Here is a 22,462-nt window from a genome sequence, read left to right as displayed (position 1 = left end):
TTAAATGGGCAAGTGGTATAATGTTGGAAAAATTGTTAATACTCATGGTATTAAAGGAGAAGTAAGAGTCATTTCTAAGACAGATTTTGCAGAAGAACGTTATCAGCTTGGGAATAAGCTCTATATTTTTACAGCTGAAAATAATCAACCTATCGAGGTTGTAATTAAAAGCCATCGTTTGCATAAAAATTTTGATCTTTTGACATTTGAGGGGTACCACAACGTTAATGAAGTTGAGAAATATAAGGGCTCCTTACTAAAAGTCCCTGAGGATCAACTAGGTGAACTTGATGAAGGTGAATTTTATTTCCATGAAATTATCGGTTGCCATGTATATACAGATGAGGCGAAAGAACTAGGTACAGTTAAGGAAATATTAACACCAGGTGCAAATGATGTGTGGGTCGTCAAAGGACATCATAATCAAGAAATCCTCATTCCTTATATCGATGAAATTGTGCTAGATATTAATATTCATGACAAGAAGATTATTATTAAACCATTAGAGGGGTTACTTTAAATATGAAGATTGACATTCTGACATTGTTCCCTGAAATGTTTGAAGGCGTATTCGGTCATTCTATATTAAAAAAAGCACAAGACAAAGAAGCTGTATCATTAAAAGCAACTAATTTTCGTGAATATACGACTAACAAGCATGGGAAAGTTGATGATTATCCATATGGTGGTGGGGCAGGCATGGTATTAACCCCACAACCTATTTTTTCAGCCATCGAAGACTTGAGCAAAGATATAAATACGGATCCTCGAATCATATTAATGTGCCCTCAAGGTGCGAAGTTTAATCAAAGTAAGGCAAAAGAACTATCAACTGAGGATCATCTTGTGTTCATTTGTGGCCATTATGAAGGGTACGATGAAAGAATACGCGAGCATCTAGTTACTGACGAAATATCCATTGGTGATTTTGTTTTGACAGGTGGAGAATTGGCATCGATGGTCGTTATTGATAGTGTTGTTAGACTCCTTCCTGGAGTGTTGGGGAATGATGAATCAGCTGTTGAGGAGTCATTTTCTATGGGTTTGCTTGAACATCCGCAATACACAAGACCAGCAAACTTCCAAGATCATCAAGTGCCTGATGTTTTATTATCTGGGAATCATCAAAGAATTTCAGAGTGGCGTCAGAAAGAATCTTTGAGGCGTACACTACTTCGCCGACCAGATCTATTGAATCAAGCTGATCTTACACCCCAACAAAAAAAATGGTTAGACGAGTTAAAAAAACAACAAAGCTAGTTATTGCATGTCATTCATTTTTATGCTATGATGTTTTTTGTGACTAAGGATGAATATCTTTATGTTACGGATGACTGATGTTCCGCTGTAATGTAAAACATTGGAATGAACATCTGTGGAAGGAGTTGAAAACGATGCAACAATTAATTGAAGAAATCACAAAAGAACAGTTAAGATCAGATCTTCCTGAATTCCGTTCTGGTGACACTGTACGTGTACACATTAAAGTTGTCGAGGGTAGCCGTGAGCGTATCCAGGTGTTTGAAGGTGTAGTAATTAAGCGTCGTGGTGGCGGGATTAGCGAAACATTTACTGTCCGTAAAGTATCTTACGGTGTAGGTGTTGAACGTACATTGCCATTACATTCACCTAAAATTGCTAAACTTGAAAGAATTCGTCGTGGTAAAGTACGCCGTGCAAAACTTTACTACTTACGTAACCTTAGAGGTAAGGCTGCGCGTATTAAAGAAATTCGATAATAGAACTAAAAAGGAGCTTGTCTATCAAGCTCTTTTTTCATATATAAGATTAAAAAGCATAGGTGGTAGCGTTATGACAACTAAAAAAAATGAATTGTTTGAGTGGGTTAAAGCCTTAATTATTGCCATATTGTTAGCTGCGGTCATCAGATACTTTCTTTTCGCACCCATCGTCGTTGATGGAGAGTCAATGATGCCAACCTTAAATAATACAGACAGAATGATTGTCAATAAAATCTCATATACAATCGGCGAACCTCATCGCTTCGATATCGTTGTATTTCATGCTAATGCTGAAAAAGATTATATAAAAAGAGTGATTGGCTTGCCAGGTGATCATGTAGAATATAAAGATGATACTCTTTATATTAATGGTGAAAAGTTTGAGGAGCCATATTTAGATGAAAAAAAGAAAGAGTTAATAGCAGGTACACCTCTTACAGACCCATTTGAAGTTACAGTTCCGGATGGAGAGTTATTTGTTTTAGGAGACAATCGTCGTGCAAGCAGAGACAGTCGCCATATTGGAACGATACCTATTGATGAAGTCCTTGGAAAAACTAGTGTTGTGTATTGGCCGTTTTCTAAAATAAGGATAGCAAACTAGTAAGAGAGGATGAAATGAAAAAATGACAATTCAATGGTTTCCGGGGCATATGGCTAAAGCAAAACGCCAGGTCATTGAAAAAATAAAACTCATAGATATCGTCTTTGAGCTTGTAGATGCACGTATTCCAGCTTCTTCAAGAAATCCAATGGTTGATGAAATGATTAGTAATAAGCCAAGACTTATTTTACTTAATAAAGCTGATATGGCTGATCCGAGTAAAACAAAAGAGTGGATAGATTACTTTCAACAACGAGGGGATCGAGCTATACCAATTGATTCTCAATCAGGTAAAGGAATGAAGCAGATTGTTGCCATTTCAAAAGAAATGCTACAAGACAAATTTGATAAACTGAGACAAAAAGGCGTGAAACCACGTCCAATTAGAGCTGTTATTGTAGGAATTCCTAATGTAGGTAAATCAACGTTAATCAATCGTCTAGCAAAGAAAAAAATTGCTCAGACAGGTGATAGACCTGGAATAACAAAAGCGCAACAGTGGATTAAAGTTGGTAAAGAATTAGAACTCTTAGATACTCCGGGTATCTTGTGGCCGAAGTTTGAGGACGAAGCTGTTGGGTTAAAGCTTGCTACAACAGGTGCCATAAAAGATACGATTTTAAACTTACAAGACATTACTGTATACGCTTTAAGATTTTTAAGCAATCAATATCCAGATCGGTTGAAAGATAGATACAATTTGCAAGAAATTCACGATGACATCGTCATAACCTTTGATGAAATCGGCAAAAGACGAGGCTGTATCATGGCTGGTGGGATAATAGATTACGATAAAGTATCTGAGTTAGTCTTAAGAGAAATACGCTCAGAAAAACTTGGACCATTAACATTCGAAAGTCCTGCCGAATACGAGTAACAAAGTGTTTAAAGAGGTCATATACATAGCACCTCTTGTCAATTGCTTCAGGGTGACTTAAGTACTTGTTGTAGGTGACAAAGTCAATAGCCCTGTTCTTTGTGTAACAATTGTAATCAAATGACCTTGCTCAGTAAGGATTTAGCTTATCTGAGCTTATCTTGTTTTGCTCGCTTATGTTAGCGAGCCTTTATTTTTTTTATTTAGAACCGATATAATGAATAAGCTGTTGTAGCATTGATTGTTGTTTTTCGTATGAAGAAAGAAAAACACATTAGATACTAACTAGTGTTTGTCGTATCTCTAAAAGATGATAGACGCAAATAATAGTTTCTTACTGTTCTAATTTAAAGACGATAGCAACGGAGTTTAGGCAATGATGTTTGCACATTGCTTTGATTTTCCTTCTAAAAGATCAACACGAGAAGAGACTTTGGCATCTTTGCCTTAAACATACATCTACAATCACATTAGACCTCATTTTGTTATTGATTTTAACGGAGTGACAATAAACGCAAAGAGCCATATTGAAAGAGTGATTAAGAATGAATAAACTTACTGTTAAACAAATAAAACAAATTTTAGATGGTACGACTAATATTAAAGATCCAATTATTAAAATATGCGAGGATGATGACCGAAAAGGTGTTCAACAGCTGTTGACTAGGTGGCTGAAGCAACAGGAGGAACATCACACACAACGACAGTTATTTAGCGAGATGAGTACATATGAACAAAGCTTATATGAACAAGGGTATAACAGCATTGCAGGTATAGATGAGGTTGGTAGGGGGCCGCTTGCTGGTCCAGTTGTCGCTGCAGCTGTGATACTGCCTAAAGACTTTTATTTACCAGGGTTAAATGACTCGAAAAAGCTCTCAATGAAGAAAAGAGAATATTTGTATGAGTATATTATGGAACATGCGGTAGCGACAAGTGTTGGCATCGTTTCAGCACAAAAAATAGATGAAGTAAATATATATCAAGCAACAAAACATGCGATGAAACAGGCTATTGAAGACCTTACAATACAGCCTGACTTCCTATTAATTGATGCGATGGAGTTGTCAATGGACTTACCCCAGTTATCTATTATCAAAGGAGATTCGAAAAGTATTGCAATCGCAGCTAGTTCTATTGTCGCAAAAGTAACCCGGGACAGGATAATGATAAACTTAGCAGAAGAGTTTCCTCAATATCAATTTGAAAAGCATATGGGGTATGGTACGAAAGAGCATGTCACAGCATTACAGCAGTTTGGAGTAACGAGAGAACACCGTAAAACGTTTAGCCCAGTGCGTGAGACATTAGAACTTGTCAGTGAGGTGTAAACAAATATGATTCATCCGTCGCTTATGCACACTCTTATTAACGATATGCAAATTCAACAAACTAAAGCTATATCAATTAATCAAGGAGATATTTTTCAAGGGAAGGTAACGAAGCTTTTTCCTAAAAATATTGCTGCGGTTCAAATTGGTGCAATGAAATTATTTGCTTCATTTGAAGTACCGTTATCGGTAGGTGAGAACTATTGGTTTCAGGCTTCAAATCATGAAGGACAATTATATTTAAAAGTATTAGAAAATGCCACATTCACAAAAAATCAGATGAATGAGTCTAGTATGATTAGCAAACTCCTCAGCCAATTTCAATTAGAAGACTCTAAGGTTAATGTTGCTCTTCTCCGTTTTTTGATGAAAGAAAACATGCCCTTCACTAAAGTGGAGATCAACCATGCTAGTAATTGGTTTCAACAATCTACTGATCGTGAAGGATCGTTACAAACGATTAAAACGATGCTCGTTAATGACCTCCCATTTACGGATGAAGTTTATAATTCAATTTCTTCTACATACGGCAAAGAGCCGTTAAGCAAACAGTTGCATCAAATTCAAGAGTTATTAGGAGCGCAAAAATTCCAATCAGCAGAGAATAAACTGCTGCAAGCGAAATTAGCGTCGATTATTTCGGTAAATAGTCAATCTCAAGAAACGGCTTTAAGTAGGCTTCTGCAGACGCTCATTGATGACAAAACTCACATCACTGACAAACAAACTATACTATCAATACTCGATAAAATTACTGTACAAACAACCAATTATAACAAGACTATACAAGCAGATGTTGATTCAGTCAAGGATCAAGGACAAAGGCCAGTTATATTACCGAATATTGACAAAATGATAGCTCAGCTACAAACAATATTACCGGCGGAGGGGTTGAATGACAAAGATAAAAGTATTATTGGAACAATCTCTTCACGTCTAGGTTCAAATGTGGATGTGAGTAGCATTAGCAATAAACTAAATGAAATTGTTGAGCAAATAACTAAAAGTGGTAAGGATGATTTAATAGGTTTTAGTAATAAGGAGAAACAGTTTCTTTCCCAAATGGGTCAATCAGTTCAAAATAATGAAGGATGGGGAAATGGTACAGTCGTTAAAATGGCATTTCAACAAATTAGTAAAGCGATGGGTTTAGACTATGAATCACTATTAAAAGACTTTACAAAAACCCCTCTCGATATTGAAATTGAAAGGTTAGAGTCAATAAAACCATTACTGTTAACCATCTTACAGCAATCTGTATCTAAGCAGCTAAATGACAACATTGAGACAGTATTATACAAATTAAATGCGCAACAATTGTTGAGTCAGGAACAAGGTCCATTTCAACATATAATGATGCAGCTACCTGTACCGTTATACGATCGTTTGACTGATGTATCAATACAATGGAGTGGGAAAAAACAACAGAGTGGTAAAATTGATCCGAATTATTGCCGAGTAATCTTTTATGTTGAGTTAGAAACAATAAAGGAAACAGTCATAGATGTACACATTCAAAATCGTATTATTAATATTTCAATTATTAATGATACAGAAGGATTGGCTAACCTCATTAAAAATATGCAGCATATGTTGAAAGAAAATTTGCTTACGTTAAACTATCAACTATCTTCAGTTAAAGTTTTACAGTCGACTGAAGGAGAGAGGAATTTGCCTATCACTCGGTCTATAGGAGAAAAAGTGCACGTAGATAACAATTATTATGGAGTAGATATACGTATATGAGTGAAAAAGTAGATTTAATTAGAGAAGCGATTGCACTTAAATATGATAGAGAAAAAAAAGCTTCCCCAACGATTATTGGTAAGGGAAAAGGGATTGTTGCAGAGAATATTATTTCTGTAGCTGAAGAGCATAATATCCCTCTTCAAGAAGATCCAACACTCGTAAATTTGTTAAGTCAGCTAAATATTAACGAAGCAATTCCCGAAGAATTATATGAAGCAGTAGCAGAAATTTTTGCTTTTATTTACCGTGTGGATAAACAACAAGGTGAAAGATAAAAATATTAATTTTGTTGGAATGCTAGACAATATACTAGCCATTATATAAAATGAAAGCGCAGTCTATTTTATTTTGTTATTTAGTAGGAGGATGGGAAATGAATATCCATGAATATCAAGGGAAAGAAATCCTCAGAAGTTACGGGGTAGCTGTTCCGAATGGTAAAGTTGCATTTTCAGCTGAAGAAGCAGCTGAGGCAGCGAAAGAATTAGGAACGGAAGTTTGTGTTGTGAAAGCGCAAATCCACGCTGGTGGTCGTGGTAAAGCAGGTGGCGTGAAAGTTGCGAAAAGCGTTGATGAAGTTCGTACATATGCAAATGACCTTTTAGGTAAAATACTTGTTACTCATCAAACGGGTCCAGAAGGTAAAGAAGTCAAACGCCTATTAGTTGAAGAGGGCTGCGATATTAAAAAGGAATATTATATAGGTCTTGTATTGGATCGTGAAACTTCCCGTGTTGTCTTAATGGCATCAGAGGAAGGTGGAACAGAAATTGAAGAAGTAGCAGAAAAAACACCTGAGAAGATTTTTAAGGAGTACATTGATCCTGTAGTTGGATTAACTGGCTTCCAAGCTAGACGAATTGCATTTAATATTAATATCCCTAAAGAGCTAGTGAACAAGGCTGTCAAATTTATGATAGGTCTTTATACAGCATTTATCGAAAAGGATTGTTCTATTGCTGAAATTAACCCACTTGTTGTAACGGGAGATGGGAATGTTATGGCACTAGATGCAAAATTAAACTTTGATTCAAATGCTCTCTATCGTCAAAAAGACGTTTTAGCTTACCGTGATCTTGATGAGGAAGACCAAAAAGAAATTGAAGCTTCGAAATATGACTTAAGCTATATTTCATTAGACGGTAATATCGGTTGTATGGTTAACGGAGCCGGCCTTGCGATGGCGACAATGGATATTATTAAACATTACGGCGGTGACCCAGCAAACTTCCTTGATGTTGGTGGTGGTGCAACTGCGGAAAAAGTAACAGAAGCTTTCAAAATCATTCTATCTGATGAAAGTGTTAAAGGGATTTTTGTTAATATTTTCGGTGGAATTATGAAATGTGATGTTATTGCAACGGGTGTTGTAGAAGCTGCTAAACAAGTAGAATTAAGCGTTCCTCTTGTTGTCCGTTTAGAAGGAACAAACGTTGACCTAGGGAAGAAGATTTTACAAGAGTCAGGTTTAAATATTATTGCAGCAGAATCAATGGCTGATGGTGCTCAAAAAATCGTAGAACACGTAGGGTAAGAAAGGCAGGGGAACGAAATGAGTGTATTTATTAATAAAGATACAAAAGTAATCGTCCAAGGTATCACAGGTTCAACAGCTCTTTTTCATACTAAGCAAATGTTAGAATATGGCACGCAAATCGTTGCTGGTGTGACACCAGGAAAAGGTGGAACTGAAGCTGAAGGCGTCCCAGTATTTAACACGGTTGAAGAAGCAGTGAAGGCAACAGGCGCTAATGTATCTGTCATATATGTGCCAGCTCCATTTGCAGCTGATGCAATTCTAGAAGCAGTAGATGCAGAGCTTGACCTTGCGATTTGTATTACTGAACATATTCCAGTTCTTGATATGGTAAAGGTTAAGAAGTATATGGAAGGTAAAAAGACCCGTTTAGTTGGGCCAAATTGTCCAGGGGTTATTACTCCTGAGGAGTGTAAGATAGGTATTATGCCTGGTTACATTCATACAAAAGGGCATGTAGGTGTAGTGTCTCGTTCTGGAACATTAACCTATGAAGCAGTACATCAGCTATCACAAGCTGGAATTGGTCAATCTACAGCAGTAGGGATTGGTGGAGACCCTGTGAATGGGACGGATTTTATCGATGCTCTCAAAGCTTTTAATGAAGATCCGGACACATATGCTGTAATTATGATCGGGGAAATCGGTGGTACAGCAGAAGAAGAAGCTGCATTATGGGTGAAGGAAAATATGACAAAACCTGTAGTCGGATTTATCGGTGGTAGAACAGCACCTCCAGGAAAACGTATGGGACATGCTGGTGCCATTATTTCTGGTGGAAAAGGAACTGCTGATGAAAAAATTAAAGTGATGAACGAGTGCGGAATTCAAGTTGCTGATACTCCAGCTGTAATGGGAGAAACTTTAATTTCTACCCTTAAGGAAAAAGGCATTTACGAAAAATGTAAAACTCATTAATCTATAAATAAATAGTCCCATACCACTCGGTTTGGGGCTATTTAATCTGAAAGGAAGGAGCTAATGGACACTTTTCGAAAAACATTAATACATCTACATCATTGTCGTGGCATCGGATGGAGGTCAATAAAAAACCTCTTAACTTACGATCCGAATTTAACAAAAATCTATCAATCTTCTTTTACAGATCTTCGACCACATCTCCCTATCTCCACTACTCAACTGAAAAATCTCATGAAAGATTTGCATTCTTCTAACATCCAAAGTATGCTAAATAAGTATAGTGATTACAATATTCACATTGTTACAATATTTGACGATGAATATCCAAACATGCTAAAACAAATATATGATCCCCCTTGGGTAATCTACGCCAAAGGAGATCTTCGATTACTTTCAGATCAAAAATGTCTTAGTGTTGTTGGGGCGAGATACCCTTCTTCATATGGCTTGAGAAGTATAGAAAGGGTCATTTTACCTTTAATTCAGTCGGGGTGGACCGTCATTAGTGGTTTAGCAAAAGGTATAGACTCTAAAGCTCATGAGTTAGCTTTATTACACAAGGGAAAAACAATCGCTGTAATTGCTGGTGGTTTTCAATATATTTATCCAAAAGAGAATGCAAAACTTGCAAATATGATAAGTAAGGAAAATTTATTATTATCAGAATACCCGCCCTTTGTAAGGCCTGAACGATGGCAATTTCCTATGAGGAATAGAATTATTAGCGGTTTATCGTTCGGTACAGTTATTATAGAAGCAAGAGAATCGAGTGGTTCGCTCATTACAGCTGATCAAGCCTTAGAGCAGGGGAGAGAGGTATTTGCTATACCAGGATCTATTTTTGCTGAGCATTCAATTGGAACGAATAAGCTCATTCAACAAGGGGCAAAGCTCGTTATGTCGAGCAACGATATTGAAGCTGAAATTATATCACAAATATAATGTTTGTTAACTTTTTTGAGAGTAGTGTTTGACAAACTGTATGTGAATATTTAATAATAGTGAAGATTTTATAAATCAGAAAAAATTATTTTAATATTGAGAGTTGAGAAAATAGATAGGCCATTTGTGAACGCCTAGAGAATTATTATCATTACCCTCTTGAGGAGGACATTTGAATGTCAGATTATCTTGTTATTGTGGAATCGCCTGCTAAGGCGAAGACGATTGAACGATATTTAGGAAAAAAATATAAAGTAAAAGCTTCCATGGGACATATTAGAGACTTACCAAAAAGTCAAATGGGTGTCGATATAGACCAAAACTTTGAGCCAAAGTATATTACGATAAGAGGTAAAGGGCCAGTTTTAAAGGAATTAAAAAATGCCGCAAAAAAAGCAAAAAAGATTTACTTAGCGGCTGACCCCGATCGTGAAGGAGAAGCAATCGCTTGGCATCTTGCTCATAGCCTAGCAATCGATGTTAATTCAAACTGCCGTGTCGTATTTAATGAAATAACGAAGGATGCGATTAAAGAGTCATTTAAGCATCCTCGTGCGATAAACATGGATTTAGTCGATGCCCAACAAGCTCGAAGAGTACTTGACAGATTAGTAGGGTATAATATTAGTCCGTTATTGTGGAAAAAAGTAAAAAAAGGATTAAGTGCTGGAAGAGTACAGTCAGTAGCGGTTAGATTAATCATTGATCGAGAAAAAGAAATAGCAGAATTTATTCCAGAAGAATATTGGTCAATCAGATCCGATTTCGTTAAAGGCAAAAAACAGTTCGAAGCTTTCTTTCATAGTATCGAGGGTGAAAAGTTAGAATTAAAGTCGGAAGACGATGTAAAGAGTGTACTTAGTAAAATAAACGGGAATGAATTTCTAGTAAATAACGTGACAAGAAAGGAACGAAAACGTAATCCAGCGCTGTCATTTACGACATCATCATTACAACAAGAAGCTGCGCGAAAGTTAAATTTCCGTGCGAAAAAAACAATGATGCTTGCACAGCAACTCTATGAAGGGATTGAGCTTGGTAAGGGTGGTACAGTCGGTCTCATTACATACATGCGTACTGACTCTACAAGGATTTCTGATACTGCCCAAAATGAAGCTGCTGCTTACATAGAAGATAAATATGGAACAGAATTTTTATCCGAGGATAAACGCAACAAAAAAAAGAAAGCTAATACTCAAGACGCACATGAAGCAATTAGACCAACTTCTACACAACGGGACCCAGCTTCAATCAAACAGTATTTAAGTAGAGATCAATTTCGTTTATACAAACTTATTTGGGAACGGTTCGTTGCAAGTCAAATGGCTCCAGCAACGATGGATACGATGACTGTTGTGCTAGAAAATGAAGGTGTGATGTTTAAAGCACATGGCTCAAAAGTTAAATTCCCTGGGTTTATGAAAGTATACGTTGAGAGTACAGATGATCAAGTAGAAGAAAAAAATCATATGTTACCTGATCTGCAAAAGGGTGATACAGTTATTTCAAAGGACCTAGAGCCAAAGCAGCACTTTACACAACCACCGCCGAGATATACAGAAGCAAGACTAGTAAAGACGCTTGAAGAGTTAGGTATTGGAAGACCATCAACGTATGCACCTACTTTAGACACTATTCAAAGACGTGGTTATGTTGCGCTAGAAAATAAGCGGTTCACTCCAACTGAATTAGGTGAAATTGTATTAGACCTCATAGTTGAATTCTTCCCAGATATTATTGATGTAGAATTTACAGCTAATATGGAACAAAACCTTGACGAAATTGAAGTTGGAGATGTTGAATGGATTTCGATTATTGATAAATTTTATCAAGACTTTGAAAAGCATTTAACAAAAGCAGAGAAAGAAATGGAGAAAGTGGAGATTAAGGATGAACCTGCAGGTGTTGATTGTGAGCTTTGTGGGAATCCAATGGTCATAAAGATGGGAAGATACGGTAAGTTTATGGCCTGCTCAAATTTCCCTGATTGTCGTAACACGAAGCCGATCGTAAAAGAAATAGGTGTTCAATGTCCAAAATGTAATAAAGGGAGTATCGTTGAACGTAAAAGTAAAAAGAAAAGAGTATTTTATGGGTGTAACTTGTACCCAGAATGCGATTTCGTTTCTTGGGATAAACCGATTGCACGTATGTGTCCTAAATGTGACCACATGCTTGTTGAGAAAAAACTGAAAAAAGGTATGCAAGTTCAATGTGTAAATTGTGACTATAAAGAAGAGCAACAGAAGTAACCATAAAGGTGAGCTAACTTGACGCTCACCTCTTTTAGATAGCAAAAAACTGTGTAAGTTAATGCAATGATGGAGGAAAAAGAATGACTACTAAAGCTATAAACGTAATTGGTGCAGGGCTTGCTGGAAGTGAAGCTGCTTGGCAAATTGCTAAGCGTGGTTTTCAGGTGAATTTATATGAAATGAGACCTGTTAAACAAACACCTGCACACCATACAGATAAATTTGCTGAACTAGTTTGTAGTAACTCTCTGAGAGGAAACAGCTTAACAAATGCTGTAGGTGTACTTAAAGAAGAGATGCGTATGTTAGATTCAGTTATTATTAAAGCAGCGGACGAATGTGCTGTGCCAGCAGGTGGAGCGTTAGCTGTTGACCGCCACGAATTTGCGGGCAAAGTAACAGATTATGTGAAAAATCACCCGAATGTTAAAGTTTTTAACGAGGAAATTACTGCTATAGATGATGCTCCTACAGTTATCGCAACTGGACCTTTGACATCAAAGGCATTATCTAACAACATAAAAGAGCTAACAGGTCAGGATTATTTTTATTTTTATGATGCTGCTGCACCGATTATTGACAAAGAAAGTATTAATATGGACAAGGCTTATTTAAAATCTCGCTATGATAAAGGTGAAGCTGATTATATTAACTGTCCTATGAACGAAGAGGAATTTAATACATTTTACGAAGCTTTAATTAATGCAGAAGTAGTTCCACTAAAAGAATTTGAGAAGGAAATTTATTTTGAAGGCTGTATGCCAATTGAGGTTATGGCACAACGTGGTCACAAAACAATGCTTTTTGGCCCGTTAAAGCCCGTTGGTTTAGAAGACCCACGTACAGGAAAAAGACCGCATGCTGTTGTTCAGCTTAGACAAGATGATGCAGCAGGAACGTTATACAATATAGTGGGCTTTCAAACGCATTTAAAGTGGGGAGCACAAAAAGAAGTGTTACGACTTATTCCTGGTTTAGAAAATGCTGAGATCGTTAGGTATGGGGTGATGCACCGAAACACATTTATTAATTCACCTCATCTACTTAAGCCGACATACCAATTCCATAATAAGCCAAATTTGTTTTTTGCAGGCCAAATGACAGGGGTAGAAGGATATGTTGAATCTGCTGCTTCAGGTTTGGTAGCCGGAATTAATGCATCCAGATCAGTGGACGGAAAGAGCTTGTTAGTATTTCCTGAAGAAACAGCAATAGGAAGTATGGCTAAGTATATTACAACGACAAATGAAAAAAACTTTCAGCCGATGAATGCGAATTTTGGCTTGTTTCCTGACCTAGGTGTAAGGATAAAGAATAAAAAAGAACGCTATGAACGCTATGCAAATCGTGCGTTAGAAACAATTCAGAATTTTATAAAAAATGTATAGAAATTGTTTGCAAGGGGCTACTAAAGTATGTTACTATTTAGTAGCCCTTGCGAGGTGTATGCCGAATTGAAAAATGTGAACAAACAATTACAATTATTTATTGAATATTTACAAATTGAAAAAAACTATTCAGAATATACCATAATGCATTATAAAAATGATATCTTGCATTTTCTTCAGTTTATGAATCAACAGGCGATTGATAAGCTTTTGGATGTTTCATATGCTGATGTTCGCATCTATTTGACTGAACTACATAGCAAGAAATATGCAAGAAAGTCTATAGCAAGAAAGGTTTCGTGCCTGCGTAGCTTTTTCGCCTTTTTGTTAAGAGAAGAATTAGTGAACGAAAATCCCTTTTCCATCGTTGCTTTGCCGAAGCAGGAACAAAGGATACCGCAATTTTTATATGAAGAAGAGCTAAAACAATTATTTGCTGTCAGTGATATTACAACGCCTTTAGGGCTCCGTAATCAAGCAATACTAGAATTGTTGTATGCTACTGGTATTCGTGTTAGTGAGTGCTGTAATATTCAAATACAAGACTTAGATTTTTCAATTGGTACAGTATTAGTTACTGGAAAAGGAAATAAACAACGATACGTGCCATTTGGTAGCTTTGCTCATGAATCAATAGAAAAATACATTTCTGAAGGTAGGCAAATCTTGCAGGATAAGTCGCAAGTAAAAACAGGACATCTGTTTTTAAATTACAGAGGTGAGCCTTTAACTGCAAGAGGTGTTCGTGTCATACTCGATAAGATGATAAAGCAGGCTTCCATAACTATACATATAAGTCCACACGTTCTTAGGCATACATTCGCCACACATTTATTAAATGAAGGTGCGGATATGCGATCTGTTCAAGAACTTTTAGGGCATGAACATTTGTCATCAACACAAATATATACGCACGTAACTAAAGATCATTTGCGTAATATTTACATGAAGCATCATCCAAGAGCCTGAGTGAGTGTAAAAAAGGAGGATATGTCATGTCAACGTTTCATGCTACAACAATTTTTGCTATTCACCACAACGGGCAATGTGCGATGGCAGGTGATGGTCAAGTGACTTTCGGTAATGCCGTTGTAATGAAACACACTGCCAAAAAGGTTCGAAAACTATTTCAAGGAAAAGTTATAGCAGGCTTTGCGGGCTCAGTTGCAGATGCCTTTACGCTGTTTGAGCTATTTGAAGGCAAGCTTGAAGAGTATAATGGAAATATTAAAAGAGCTGCGGTTGAACTCGCGAAAAAGTGGAGGTCAGATAAAGTTCTCCATAAACTAGAAGCGATGTTAATAGTAATGGATAAAACGCATTTATTACTTATTTCGGGTACCGGTGAAGTAATCGAACCTGATGATGGAATTTTAGCAATTGGGTCAGGTGGTAATTATGCATTATCTGCAGGTAGAGCACTTAAAAATTATGCCGGAGATAATTTATCAGCTGAAGAAATCGCCAAAGCTGCTTTAGAAATTGCTGGTGAAATTTGTGTATATACAAATGATCAGATTATTGTTGAACAACTTTGAGCAATGAAGGAGGGTTTTTAATGAGAAAGAATCTCACTCCGAGACAAATTGTAGAGCAGTTAGATAAGTTTATAATAGGTCAAAGTGATGCAAAAAAAGCTGTTGCTGTTGCTTTAAGAAATCGTTTCCGTCGAAGTCTTCTCGATGAGAAGCTTAGAGATGAAGTTGTACCGAAAAACATCTTAATGATAGGCCCTACTGGCGTTGGTAAGACTGAAATTGCTAGACGTTTAGCTAAGCTTGTCGGAGCTCCATTTGTTAAAGTAGAGGCAACTAAATTTACTGAAGTAGGTTATGTTGGTCGTGACGTAGAATCTATGGTCAGAGATCTTGTGGAGACGTCGGTCCGTCTTGTTAAAGAGGAAAAAATGTTAGCAGTGAAAGAAAGAGCCGAAGAAAATGCCAACAAACGTCTAGTTGAATTGTTAGCTCCAGGGAAATCTAAACAATCAAATTATAAAAATCCATTTGAGATGCTGTTTGGAGGACAATCTTCCCAAAGCGACAATGAGGAACAAGCTGACGAGGTTTCAGTAAAAGAAAAGCGCAAGCAAATTGCCCATAAACTTGCATTAGGAGAGCTTGAAGATTATTATGTGACTGTTGAAGTAGAGGAACAGCAACCGTCAATGTTCGACATGCTTCAAGGCTCAGGTATGGAACAAATGGGCATGAACATGCAGGATGCTTTGAGCGGGCTGATGCCAAAGAAGCGGAAAAAACGCAAATTAACTGTACGTGAAGCTCGCAAAGTATTAACACATGAAGAAGCACAGAAGCTTATCGATATGGATGAAGTAACACAAGAAGCTGTCCAAAAGGCAGAGCAAACAGGAATTATATTTATTGATGAGATTGATAAAATCGCAAGTAAAAGTCAACAATCATCTTCTGGTGACGTATCTCGCGAAGGTGTGCAGCGAGACATTCTACCGATTGTTGAAGGTTCAACCGTCGTTACAAAATATGGGTCGGTAAAAACAGACCACATATTATTTATATCAGCTGGAGCATTCCACATCGCTAAACCGTCGGATTTAATTCCAGAGTTACAGGGGAGATTTCCGATTCGTGTAGAATTAACGAAGTTGACGATTGAAGACTTTGTTAAAATCTTAACAGAGCCAAATAATGCCTTATTGAAACAATATTCAGCATTATTAGGCACAGAAGGTATACAACTTGAATTTTCTGACGATGCTATTCGTAAGCTTGCTGAAATCGCATTTGACGTAAATCAAAATACTGACAATATAGGAGCACGAAGACTTCATACTATCTTAGAGCGACTTCTTGAAGAATTATCTTTTGAAGCTCCTGATATTACGATGGAAAGCATAACGATAACACAACAATATGTTGAAGAAAAACTGAGCATGATAGCAAAAGATAAGGACTTAAGTCAATTTATATTATAACTAGGTGTTCTAACGGAGGGTGAAAAGAACAGCTAAGATCAGAAATTCTACTAAGATCTACTTAGTATTATCGTTCTGTATCGGACTTTTTGCATAACCTCTGAAGTTGATGAATGCAAAGTACAGGAGGAAGAAAGAAATGAATTTGTTAGAAAAAACGAGAAAAATTAATGCTATGCTCCAAAGAGCCGCTGGAAAACCAGTAAATTTTAAAGAAATGTCTGATACTTTACGTGATGTAATTGAATGTAATATTTTCATTTTAAGCCGCCGTGGTAAACTACTTGGCTTTTCAATTAATCGATTAATAGAAAATGAGCGCATGAAGAAAATGTTAGAAGATCGCCAATTTCCAGAAGAGTACACTAATAACTTATTCAATATTACTGAAACATCTTCTAATTTAGACGTACAAAGCGAATACACAGCTTTCCCTGTAGAAAATAGAGAATTATTTAAATCTGGGCTTACGACTGTCGTGCCAATTAATGGCGGGGGAGAACGTCTTGGAACATTGATTTTGGCTCGCGTTGAAGGAGAGTTCCATGATGATGATCTTATTCTTGCTGAGTACGGAGCAACTGTTGTAGGAATGGAGATTTTACGTGAGAAAGCTGAAGAAATTGAAGTAGAAGCGAGAAGTAAAGCTGTCGTACAAATGGCTATCAGCTCACTTTCTTATAGTGAATTAGAAGCGATTGAGCATATTTTTGAAGAATTAAATGGAAATGAAGGTCTATTAGTCGCTAGTAAAATCGCTGACAGAGTAGGTATTACCCGATCTGTTATTGTAAATGCATTGAGAAAGTTAGAAAGTGCTGGTGTAATAGAGTCTCGTTCACTAGGAATGAAAGGTACGTACATTAAGGTGTTAAATGATAAGTTTTTAGTAGAGCTAGAAAAGCTTAAATCTAATTAATCATCACACTATATATTAACAATAATTGCCCCCTCCTATATAGGATGGGGGCTTTTCTATGTGATACAGCATTGCTTAGTATCCTAACGTGATGTAACCATCTGATACCTCGTATTAGATGTTTTTTTTGAGCTTAAAAACGTCTTATCGTAAGCATTGTTCGCGTTTCGTTATGCTGCAATAATACGCCAAGATCGACTATATATGACATATCCTGTTACATAAATGATAATAGGTGGAAATCAAGGGTAAATTTACCCATAAATTTAACATCCAAAAATAGTATATTCGACTTTTATCGCCTTTTTTATGGGGGTAATTTGTCGTTTTTTTAGATGTAGTGTATAGACATGCAACCTAAAGCTGTTATAATGAAATTATGATTTTTTGGTAATATATCCTACTATTTCTAAGGTATGTTTTACTAGTTAAATGACCACTTCATATATCATATGAAATGCAAAAATAAGTAATTTAAAAGAATAGAGGGGAAATATATGAAGCTATTTTCCGATACGATTAATACACTGCAAACTGGACTGAATTACTCGTCTCAAAAGGAAAAAGTGATAGCTAATAACATTGCTAACGTTGACACTCCAAATTACAAAGCTAAATCTGTAAATTTTAAATCAGAATTGGCGAGTGCAGTAGATGAGGTTAGAGGTTATAAGACTAATGATCGACACTTTGATTTATCGTCTTCTACTTCACAACATCCAATTTCTATTACGAGTCAAAGTGAGCAGATGTATAGTCATAATGGAAACAATGTCGATATAGACAAAGAAATGACAAATTTAGCAGAAAATCAAATTTACTTCTATGCATTATCAGACTTATTAAACGGGAAGTTCTCATCGTTAAAGTCAGTGATAAAAGGAGGAAGATAATAAATGTCGATTTTTCAGAGTATGAATACAACTGCCTCTGCTTTGACTGCGCAACGCCTAAGAATGGACGTAGTTTCATCCAATATGGCAAATGTTGATACTACACGTGCTACTTTAGTTGATGGAGAATGGCAGCCTTATAGAAGAAAGATGGTCGTCACAGAAGAAAAGGGAGGAACGTTTTCATCATTTTTGAATCAAGCGATGAATGATAGTCATGTCGGTAATGGTGTGAAAGTGACTGAAATTATTGAAGATGAAGCACCTTTTAAATTAGCCTATAACCCAACCCACCCTGATGCAGATGAGCAAGGATATGTTCAACTTCCAAATGTTGATCCATTAAAGGAAGTTGTTGATTTAATGAGTGCTACAAGATCGTATGAAGCGAACGTAACAGTTTTGAATGCATCAAAAGGTATGTTAATGAAAGCGTTAGAAATAGGGAAGTAGGTGAATAACTAATGATTAACCCAACTCAATTAGTCGGTCCAACGATCATTCAAGAAAATAATAAGAACGTCACACCCGCACAAGCACAACAAAGCTTTTCAACTATGTTAAATAACGCAATAAATCAAGTTAATGAATCACAAGTAGCATCAGACAAAGCAATTGAAAGTCTCGTAAACGGTGAAGATGTTGATTTACATAATGTTATGATTACAGCTCAAAAAGCTAGCATTACATTGCAAACAACACTAGAAATCCGCAACAAAGCAGTTGAAGCCTATCAGGAAATTATGAGAATGCAAGTGTAATGTTCAATAGTCATGAATTCTTAAGGCTCTTTTCGTAAACATTGTTGCTATCGCTATTAATTTAGTACCAAAAAAGTGGTATGCGAAAACAGCCATTCATAAAACATAAATTCTTAACCGTTAAATCATTAAGATGGTAATAAGTATAATAATCACTAACGGTTATTTACTCAACCGAGAATTTGCCAAAATAACCGGGGGAATAAGATGAATGAATTAATTCAGAAATATAAAACAAACACTTTAAATTTTTGGAATGAACGATCAAAAACTCAAAAAGCAAGTATCATTGGGGCGATTGCCCTAATGATTGTAATCATTTCAGTCATACTTCTCTTCGTTAATAATAAAAATTTTCAACCGCTTTATGTCGATTTAACACCGCAAGAAACTGGACAAATTAAAGCTACCTTAGATTCCAGAGGTATTGCATCGGAAATTTCAAATAACGGTACGACAATTTATGTGCCCGCTGACATGGTTGATTCACTCTTAGTGGAATTAGCAGCAGAAGGAATTCCTGAAAGCGGGAGCTTTGACTATGCAGATTTTGGGAACGATTCTGGCTTAGGAACGACAGAAAATGAATTTAACATGTTGAAATTAGAAGCAACACAAACCGAATTGGCTAATTTAATTAAAGGTATTGATGGTGTACAGGATGCAACGGTAATGATCTATCTTCCTGAACCGGCTTTATTCGTAAGTTCAGTTGATGAAGAAGCTACAGCATCAATTGTTTTGCAAACAAAGGACGGGTATAAATTTGAAGATAACAATATTAAAGCACTTTATCATTTAGTGTCAAAAAGCATACCAAACCTTCCTACTGATAATATCGTCATTATGAATCAACATTTTCAGTATTTTGACTTAAATAATGAAAATAATTATTCTGCTGGCTCAATAATTGCGAATCAATTGGAAATTAAACGTGATGTTGAAAGAGGGATACAGCGCCAAGTTCAGCAAATGCTCGGCATGATGATGGGTCAGGATAAGGTAGTCGTTTCAGTTACGACTGACCTTGATTTTACACAAGAAAATCGTCAGGAAAATTTAGTTACAGCAACAGATCCGGAAAATAATGAAGGTATTGCAATTAGTGCTAAACGTATTACAGAAACGTTTACAGGCAGTGGAGCTCAAGCGGGTGGTATAGACGGAACTGGTGATAATGATATTACCAATTACCCTGGAGTTGATGGGGAAACATCTGGCGATTATGAACGGATCGAAGAAACGATCAATAATGAAGTAAACCGAATTACTAAAGAAATAGTGGAAAGTCCATATAAGGTACGTGACCTTAGTATTCAAGTGATGGTAGAGCCACCTGTAGCGGATGATCGTAATTCTCTACCAGCGCAGCAAGAAGAGGATATTAAACAAATTCTAAGTACTATCGTTCGTACGACCATCAATCAAGAGAACGACGTCGAGGAACTTACAGAAGAGGAATTGCAGCAAAAAGTCGTTGTTTCTGTTTCTCCATTTAATGGGAAGACAGTTTTTGAAGAGGAAGTAAAACCATCAGTACCGACATGGGTATATATTGTTGGTGGACTATTATTATTAACAATCATCATTCTGATCATCTTGTTAGTGAGAAAACGATCAAAGGCAGCTGTTGAAGATATTGATCTAGAAGAGCAGCCACCAATTTCACTTCCTGATGTAAATAATGAACAAGAAACAGAAACACTCGTGCGTAAAAAACAACTAGAAAAAATGGCACAAGATAAACCAGAAGATTTCGCGAAATTGCTAAGATCATGGTTATCTGATGATTAGGAGGAAAAAAGATGGCTATTAAGGATGGTAAGGTAAAATTAACCGGCAAACAAAAGGCGGCCATTCTCTTAATTTCTCTTGGGCCAGACGTCTCTGCTTCGATTTACAAACATTTATCTGAAGAAGAAATTGAGAGACTAACATTAGAGATTTCTAATGTTAAAAAAGTAGATTCAAAATCAAAGGAAGATATTATGGAAGAGTTCCACAATATCGCTCTTGCGCAAGATTATATCGCACAAGGGGGTATTGGATATGCCAAGACTGTCTTAGAAAAGGCTCTAGGTAGTGAGCAGGCAGCGGTCATAATTAATCGTTTAACATCTTCCTTACAAGTAAAACCTTTTGATTTTGCGAGGAAAGCAGACCCAAGTCAAATTTTAAACTTTATCCAAAATGAACACCCACAAACGATTGCGTTAGTTTTGTCTTATTTAGAACCTACACAAGCTGGTCAAATATTATCAGAACTTCCACAAAAATTACAGGCGGATATAGCAAAAAGAATCGCTTTAATGGAAGGGACCTCACCGGAGATTATAAATGAGGTTGAGCAAATATTGGAGAAGAATCTGTCAACAACTGTGACACAAGATTATTCTCAGACGGGTGGAATCGAATCTGTTGTTGAAGTCTTAAACGGTGTTGACAGAAGTACAGAAAGAACGATTCTCGATTCGTTGGAAGTACAAGACCCCGAGCTTGCTGAAGAAATTAAGAAGAGAATGTTTGTATTTGAGGATATTGTTACACTTGATAATCGTGCTATTCAAAGAGTTATACGTGATGTTCAAAATGAGGATCTTATTCTTGCCTTGAAAGTATCGAGTGAGGAAGTTACAGAAATCGTCTTCAAAAACATGTCGAAACGAATGGTTGACAACTTTAAAGAAGAGATGGAAATTATGGGTCCAGTTCGGTTACGGGATGTAGAGGAAGCGCAATCACGAATCGTAGCTACGATTCGTCGCTTAGAGGACACTGGTGAGATTGTCGTTGCCCGTGGTGGAGGAGATGATATTATTGTCTAAAGTCATTAAGGCACCATTTGCGAACGTCTCTCCTATTGACAAAAAGGTTATAGGGTTGCAATCATTTTCCCACCCTGAGCTTACTGAACACCAAAGTAATAATAATGAAGATTGGAAACAAATATCACAACAAATGCTTGCAGCAGCAGAGCAAGAAGCGATGCAAATGAAAAAGCAGGCTGACATGTATGTGAACCAAATAACTGAAGCTATTGAAGCTGATAAAACAGCTTGGGAAAGTGAAAAGCAGCAGCTTATCGCTGCTGCAAAGACTGATGGTTATAGCGTAGGGCTGCAATCTGGTAAACAAGACGGCTACGCTCAATATACGAAAGTGATCGATGAAGCACAAGCTATCGTTAACATGACTAAGCGAGACTATCATGAGAAATTGGACTCAACTGAGGAAACAACGCTCAAACTAGGAATGCTAGTCGCTGAGCGTATCCTCGGTCAACATCTTGAAGAGAACAAAGAACATTATGTGCAAATTGTTAAGCGGGCTCTAAAAGAAGTCAAGGAGCATAGTGATATTAAAATTTATGTTCATCCTTCCTATTACGAGTTAGTAGCAAATAACATGAAAGAACTATTAGATATAGTGAATCATAATACAGATATTTATGTTTATCCAGATGAAGAGAGAAATGAAACGAGTTGTATTATAGAATCTTCATTTGGCAAAATAGATGCAAGTATTGATAGTCAACTTAAGGAAATTAAAACGAAGCTCTTTGATCTTTTAGTAGAGGAATGATTGTC

At 36.6% G+C, this 22,462-nt stretch carries 23 protein-coding genes; all 23 read left to right on the top strand.

The window, feature by feature from the left end; translation table 11 throughout:
- The first annotated feature begins 4 nt into the window (after window positions 1–4).
- The 23 genes from rimM to fliH all read left to right on the top strand — a co-directional run bounded on the left by rimM (window position 5) and on the right by fliH (window position 22,457).
- Entirely contained in the window at window positions 5–520 is a 516-nt protein-coding gene (gene rimM / locus ACSVDA_RS06155) for a ribosome maturation factor RimM (RefSeq protein ID WP_485881699.1), read from the top strand.
- A gap of 2 nt (window positions 521–522) precedes the next feature.
- Window positions 523–1,260 carry a tRNA (guanosine(37)-N1)-methyltransferase TrmD gene (gene trmD, locus ACSVDA_RS06150; RefSeq protein ID WP_485881697.1) on the top strand — a complete coding sequence of 246 codons (738 nt, stop codon included), beginning with the start codon at window positions 523–525 and terminating at the stop codon, window positions 1,258–1,260.
- Window positions 1,261–1,394: 134 nt separating this feature from the next.
- Window positions 1,395–1,739, top strand: coding sequence for a 50S ribosomal protein L19 (rplS, locus tag ACSVDA_RS06145; protein WP_214482781.1), 345 nt, complete (start codon window positions 1,395–1,397; stop codon window positions 1,737–1,739).
- A 73-nt stretch (window positions 1,740–1,812) separates the two neighbouring features.
- A complete protein-coding gene (gene lepB / locus ACSVDA_RS06140; RefSeq protein WP_485881695.1) occupies window positions 1,813–2,346 on the top strand; it encodes a signal peptidase I in 534 nt (177 codons plus the stop codon).
- 22 nt (window positions 2,347–2,368) lie between these two features.
- On the top strand, window positions 2,369–3,223 hold the full coding sequence (gene ylqF / locus ACSVDA_RS06135) for a ribosome biogenesis GTPase YlqF (protein ID WP_485881693.1): 855 nt from the start codon (window positions 2,369–2,371) through the stop codon (window positions 3,221–3,223).
- A 545-nt stretch (window positions 3,224–3,768) separates the two neighbouring features.
- A complete protein-coding gene (locus tag ACSVDA_RS06130) occupies window positions 3,769–4,554 on the top strand; it encodes a ribonuclease HII (RefSeq protein ID WP_485881691.1) in 786 nt (261 codons plus the stop codon).
- Between the two features lie 6 nt (window positions 4,555–4,560).
- A complete protein-coding gene (locus ACSVDA_RS06125) occupies window positions 4,561–6,300 on the top strand; it encodes a hypothetical protein (RefSeq protein ID WP_485881689.1) in 1,740 nt (579 codons plus the stop codon).
- Entirely contained in the window at window positions 6,297–6,578 is a 282-nt protein-coding gene (locus ACSVDA_RS06120; protein WP_485881688.1) for an EscU/YscU/HrcU family type III secretion system export apparatus switch protein, read from the top strand. The genes ACSVDA_RS06125 and ACSVDA_RS06120 overlap by 4 nt, the downstream gene beginning before the upstream one ends.
- A gap of 98 nt (window positions 6,579–6,676) precedes the next feature.
- Window positions 6,677–7,837: an ADP-forming succinate--CoA ligase subunit beta gene (gene sucC / locus ACSVDA_RS06115; protein ID WP_320208677.1), complete on the top strand. Its 1,161-nt coding sequence runs from the start codon at window positions 6,677–6,679 to the stop codon at window positions 7,835–7,837.
- An 18-nt stretch (window positions 7,838–7,855) separates the two neighbouring features.
- Window positions 7,856–8,758, top strand: coding sequence for a succinate--CoA ligase subunit alpha (gene sucD / locus ACSVDA_RS06110; protein ID WP_214482669.1), 903 nt, complete (start codon window positions 7,856–7,858; stop codon window positions 8,756–8,758).
- A gap of 63 nt (window positions 8,759–8,821) precedes the next feature.
- A complete protein-coding gene (dprA, locus tag ACSVDA_RS06105) occupies window positions 8,822–9,703 on the top strand; it encodes a DNA-processing protein DprA (protein ID WP_485881685.1) in 882 nt (293 codons plus the stop codon).
- A gap of 176 nt (window positions 9,704–9,879) precedes the next feature.
- On the top strand, window positions 9,880–11,955 hold the full coding sequence (topA, locus tag ACSVDA_RS06100; RefSeq protein WP_485881684.1) for a type I DNA topoisomerase: 2,076 nt from the start codon (window positions 9,880–9,882) through the stop codon (window positions 11,953–11,955).
- Window positions 11,956–12,038: 83 nt separating this feature from the next.
- Window positions 12,039–13,346, top strand: a complete 1,308-nt coding sequence (gene trmFO / locus ACSVDA_RS06095) for an FADH(2)-oxidizing methylenetetrahydrofolate--tRNA-(uracil(54)-C(5))-methyltransferase TrmFO (RefSeq protein ID WP_485881682.1) — start codon at window positions 12,039–12,041, stop codon at window positions 13,344–13,346.
- A gap of 66 nt (window positions 13,347–13,412) precedes the next feature.
- Complete coding sequence (gene xerC, locus ACSVDA_RS06090; protein WP_485881681.1) at window positions 13,413–14,315, top strand: tyrosine recombinase XerC; 903 nt, start codon at window positions 13,413–13,415, stop codon at window positions 14,313–14,315.
- A gap of 26 nt (window positions 14,316–14,341) precedes the next feature.
- A complete protein-coding gene (gene hslV / locus ACSVDA_RS06085; protein ID WP_214482673.1) occupies window positions 14,342–14,884 on the top strand; it encodes an ATP-dependent protease subunit HslV in 543 nt (180 codons plus the stop codon).
- Window positions 14,885–14,904: 20 nt separating this feature from the next.
- The gene (hslU, locus tag ACSVDA_RS06080) at window positions 14,905–16,302 is read left to right on the top strand and encodes an ATP-dependent protease ATPase subunit HslU (RefSeq protein WP_485881679.1); all 1,398 of its coding nucleotides are present in this window, start codon (window positions 14,905–14,907) and stop codon (window positions 16,300–16,302) included.
- 139 nt (window positions 16,303–16,441) lie between these two features.
- Window positions 16,442–17,221 (top strand): GTP-sensing pleiotropic transcriptional regulator CodY, encoded by a 780-nt coding sequence (gene codY, locus ACSVDA_RS06075; RefSeq protein WP_320208684.1) that lies wholly within the window; start codon window positions 16,442–16,444, stop codon window positions 17,219–17,221.
- Between the two features lie 497 nt (window positions 17,222–17,718).
- A complete protein-coding gene (gene flgB, locus ACSVDA_RS06070) occupies window positions 17,719–18,114 on the top strand; it encodes a flagellar basal body rod protein FlgB (protein ID WP_485881677.1) in 396 nt (131 codons plus the stop codon).
- A 3-nt stretch (window positions 18,115–18,117) separates the two neighbouring features.
- The gene (gene flgC, locus ACSVDA_RS06065) at window positions 18,118–18,567 is read left to right on the top strand and encodes a flagellar basal body rod protein FlgC (RefSeq protein WP_320208686.1); all 450 of its coding nucleotides are present in this window, start codon (window positions 18,118–18,120) and stop codon (window positions 18,565–18,567) included.
- Window positions 18,568–18,578: 11 nt separating this feature from the next.
- The gene (gene fliE / locus ACSVDA_RS06060; RefSeq protein ID WP_485881675.1) at window positions 18,579–18,875 is read left to right on the top strand and encodes a flagellar hook-basal body complex protein FliE; all 297 of its coding nucleotides are present in this window, start codon (window positions 18,579–18,581) and stop codon (window positions 18,873–18,875) included.
- Between the two features lie 207 nt (window positions 18,876–19,082).
- Window positions 19,083–20,669 (top strand): flagellar basal-body MS-ring/collar protein FliF, encoded by a 1,587-nt coding sequence (fliF, locus tag ACSVDA_RS06055; protein ID WP_485881673.1) that lies wholly within the window; start codon window positions 19,083–19,085, stop codon window positions 20,667–20,669.
- A gap of 11 nt (window positions 20,670–20,680) precedes the next feature.
- The gene (gene fliG, locus ACSVDA_RS06050) at window positions 20,681–21,700 is read left to right on the top strand and encodes a flagellar motor switch protein FliG (protein WP_320208689.1); all 1,020 of its coding nucleotides are present in this window, start codon (window positions 20,681–20,683) and stop codon (window positions 21,698–21,700) included.
- Entirely contained in the window at window positions 21,693–22,457 is a 765-nt protein-coding gene (gene fliH / locus ACSVDA_RS06045; RefSeq protein WP_485881672.1) for a flagellar assembly protein FliH, read from the top strand. Before fliG ends, fliH begins: the two co-directional genes overlap by 8 nt.
- Window positions 22,458–22,462 lie beyond the last annotated feature (5 nt).

Source organism: Cytobacillus sp. Hm23 (assembly GCF_051842895.1).
Classification (GTDB): domain Bacteria; phylum Bacillota; class Bacilli; order Bacillales; family SM2101; genus Nanhaiella.
Note: the sequence above shows the minus strand (reverse complement) of the source record. Positions and strands in the feature narration are given on the sequence as shown.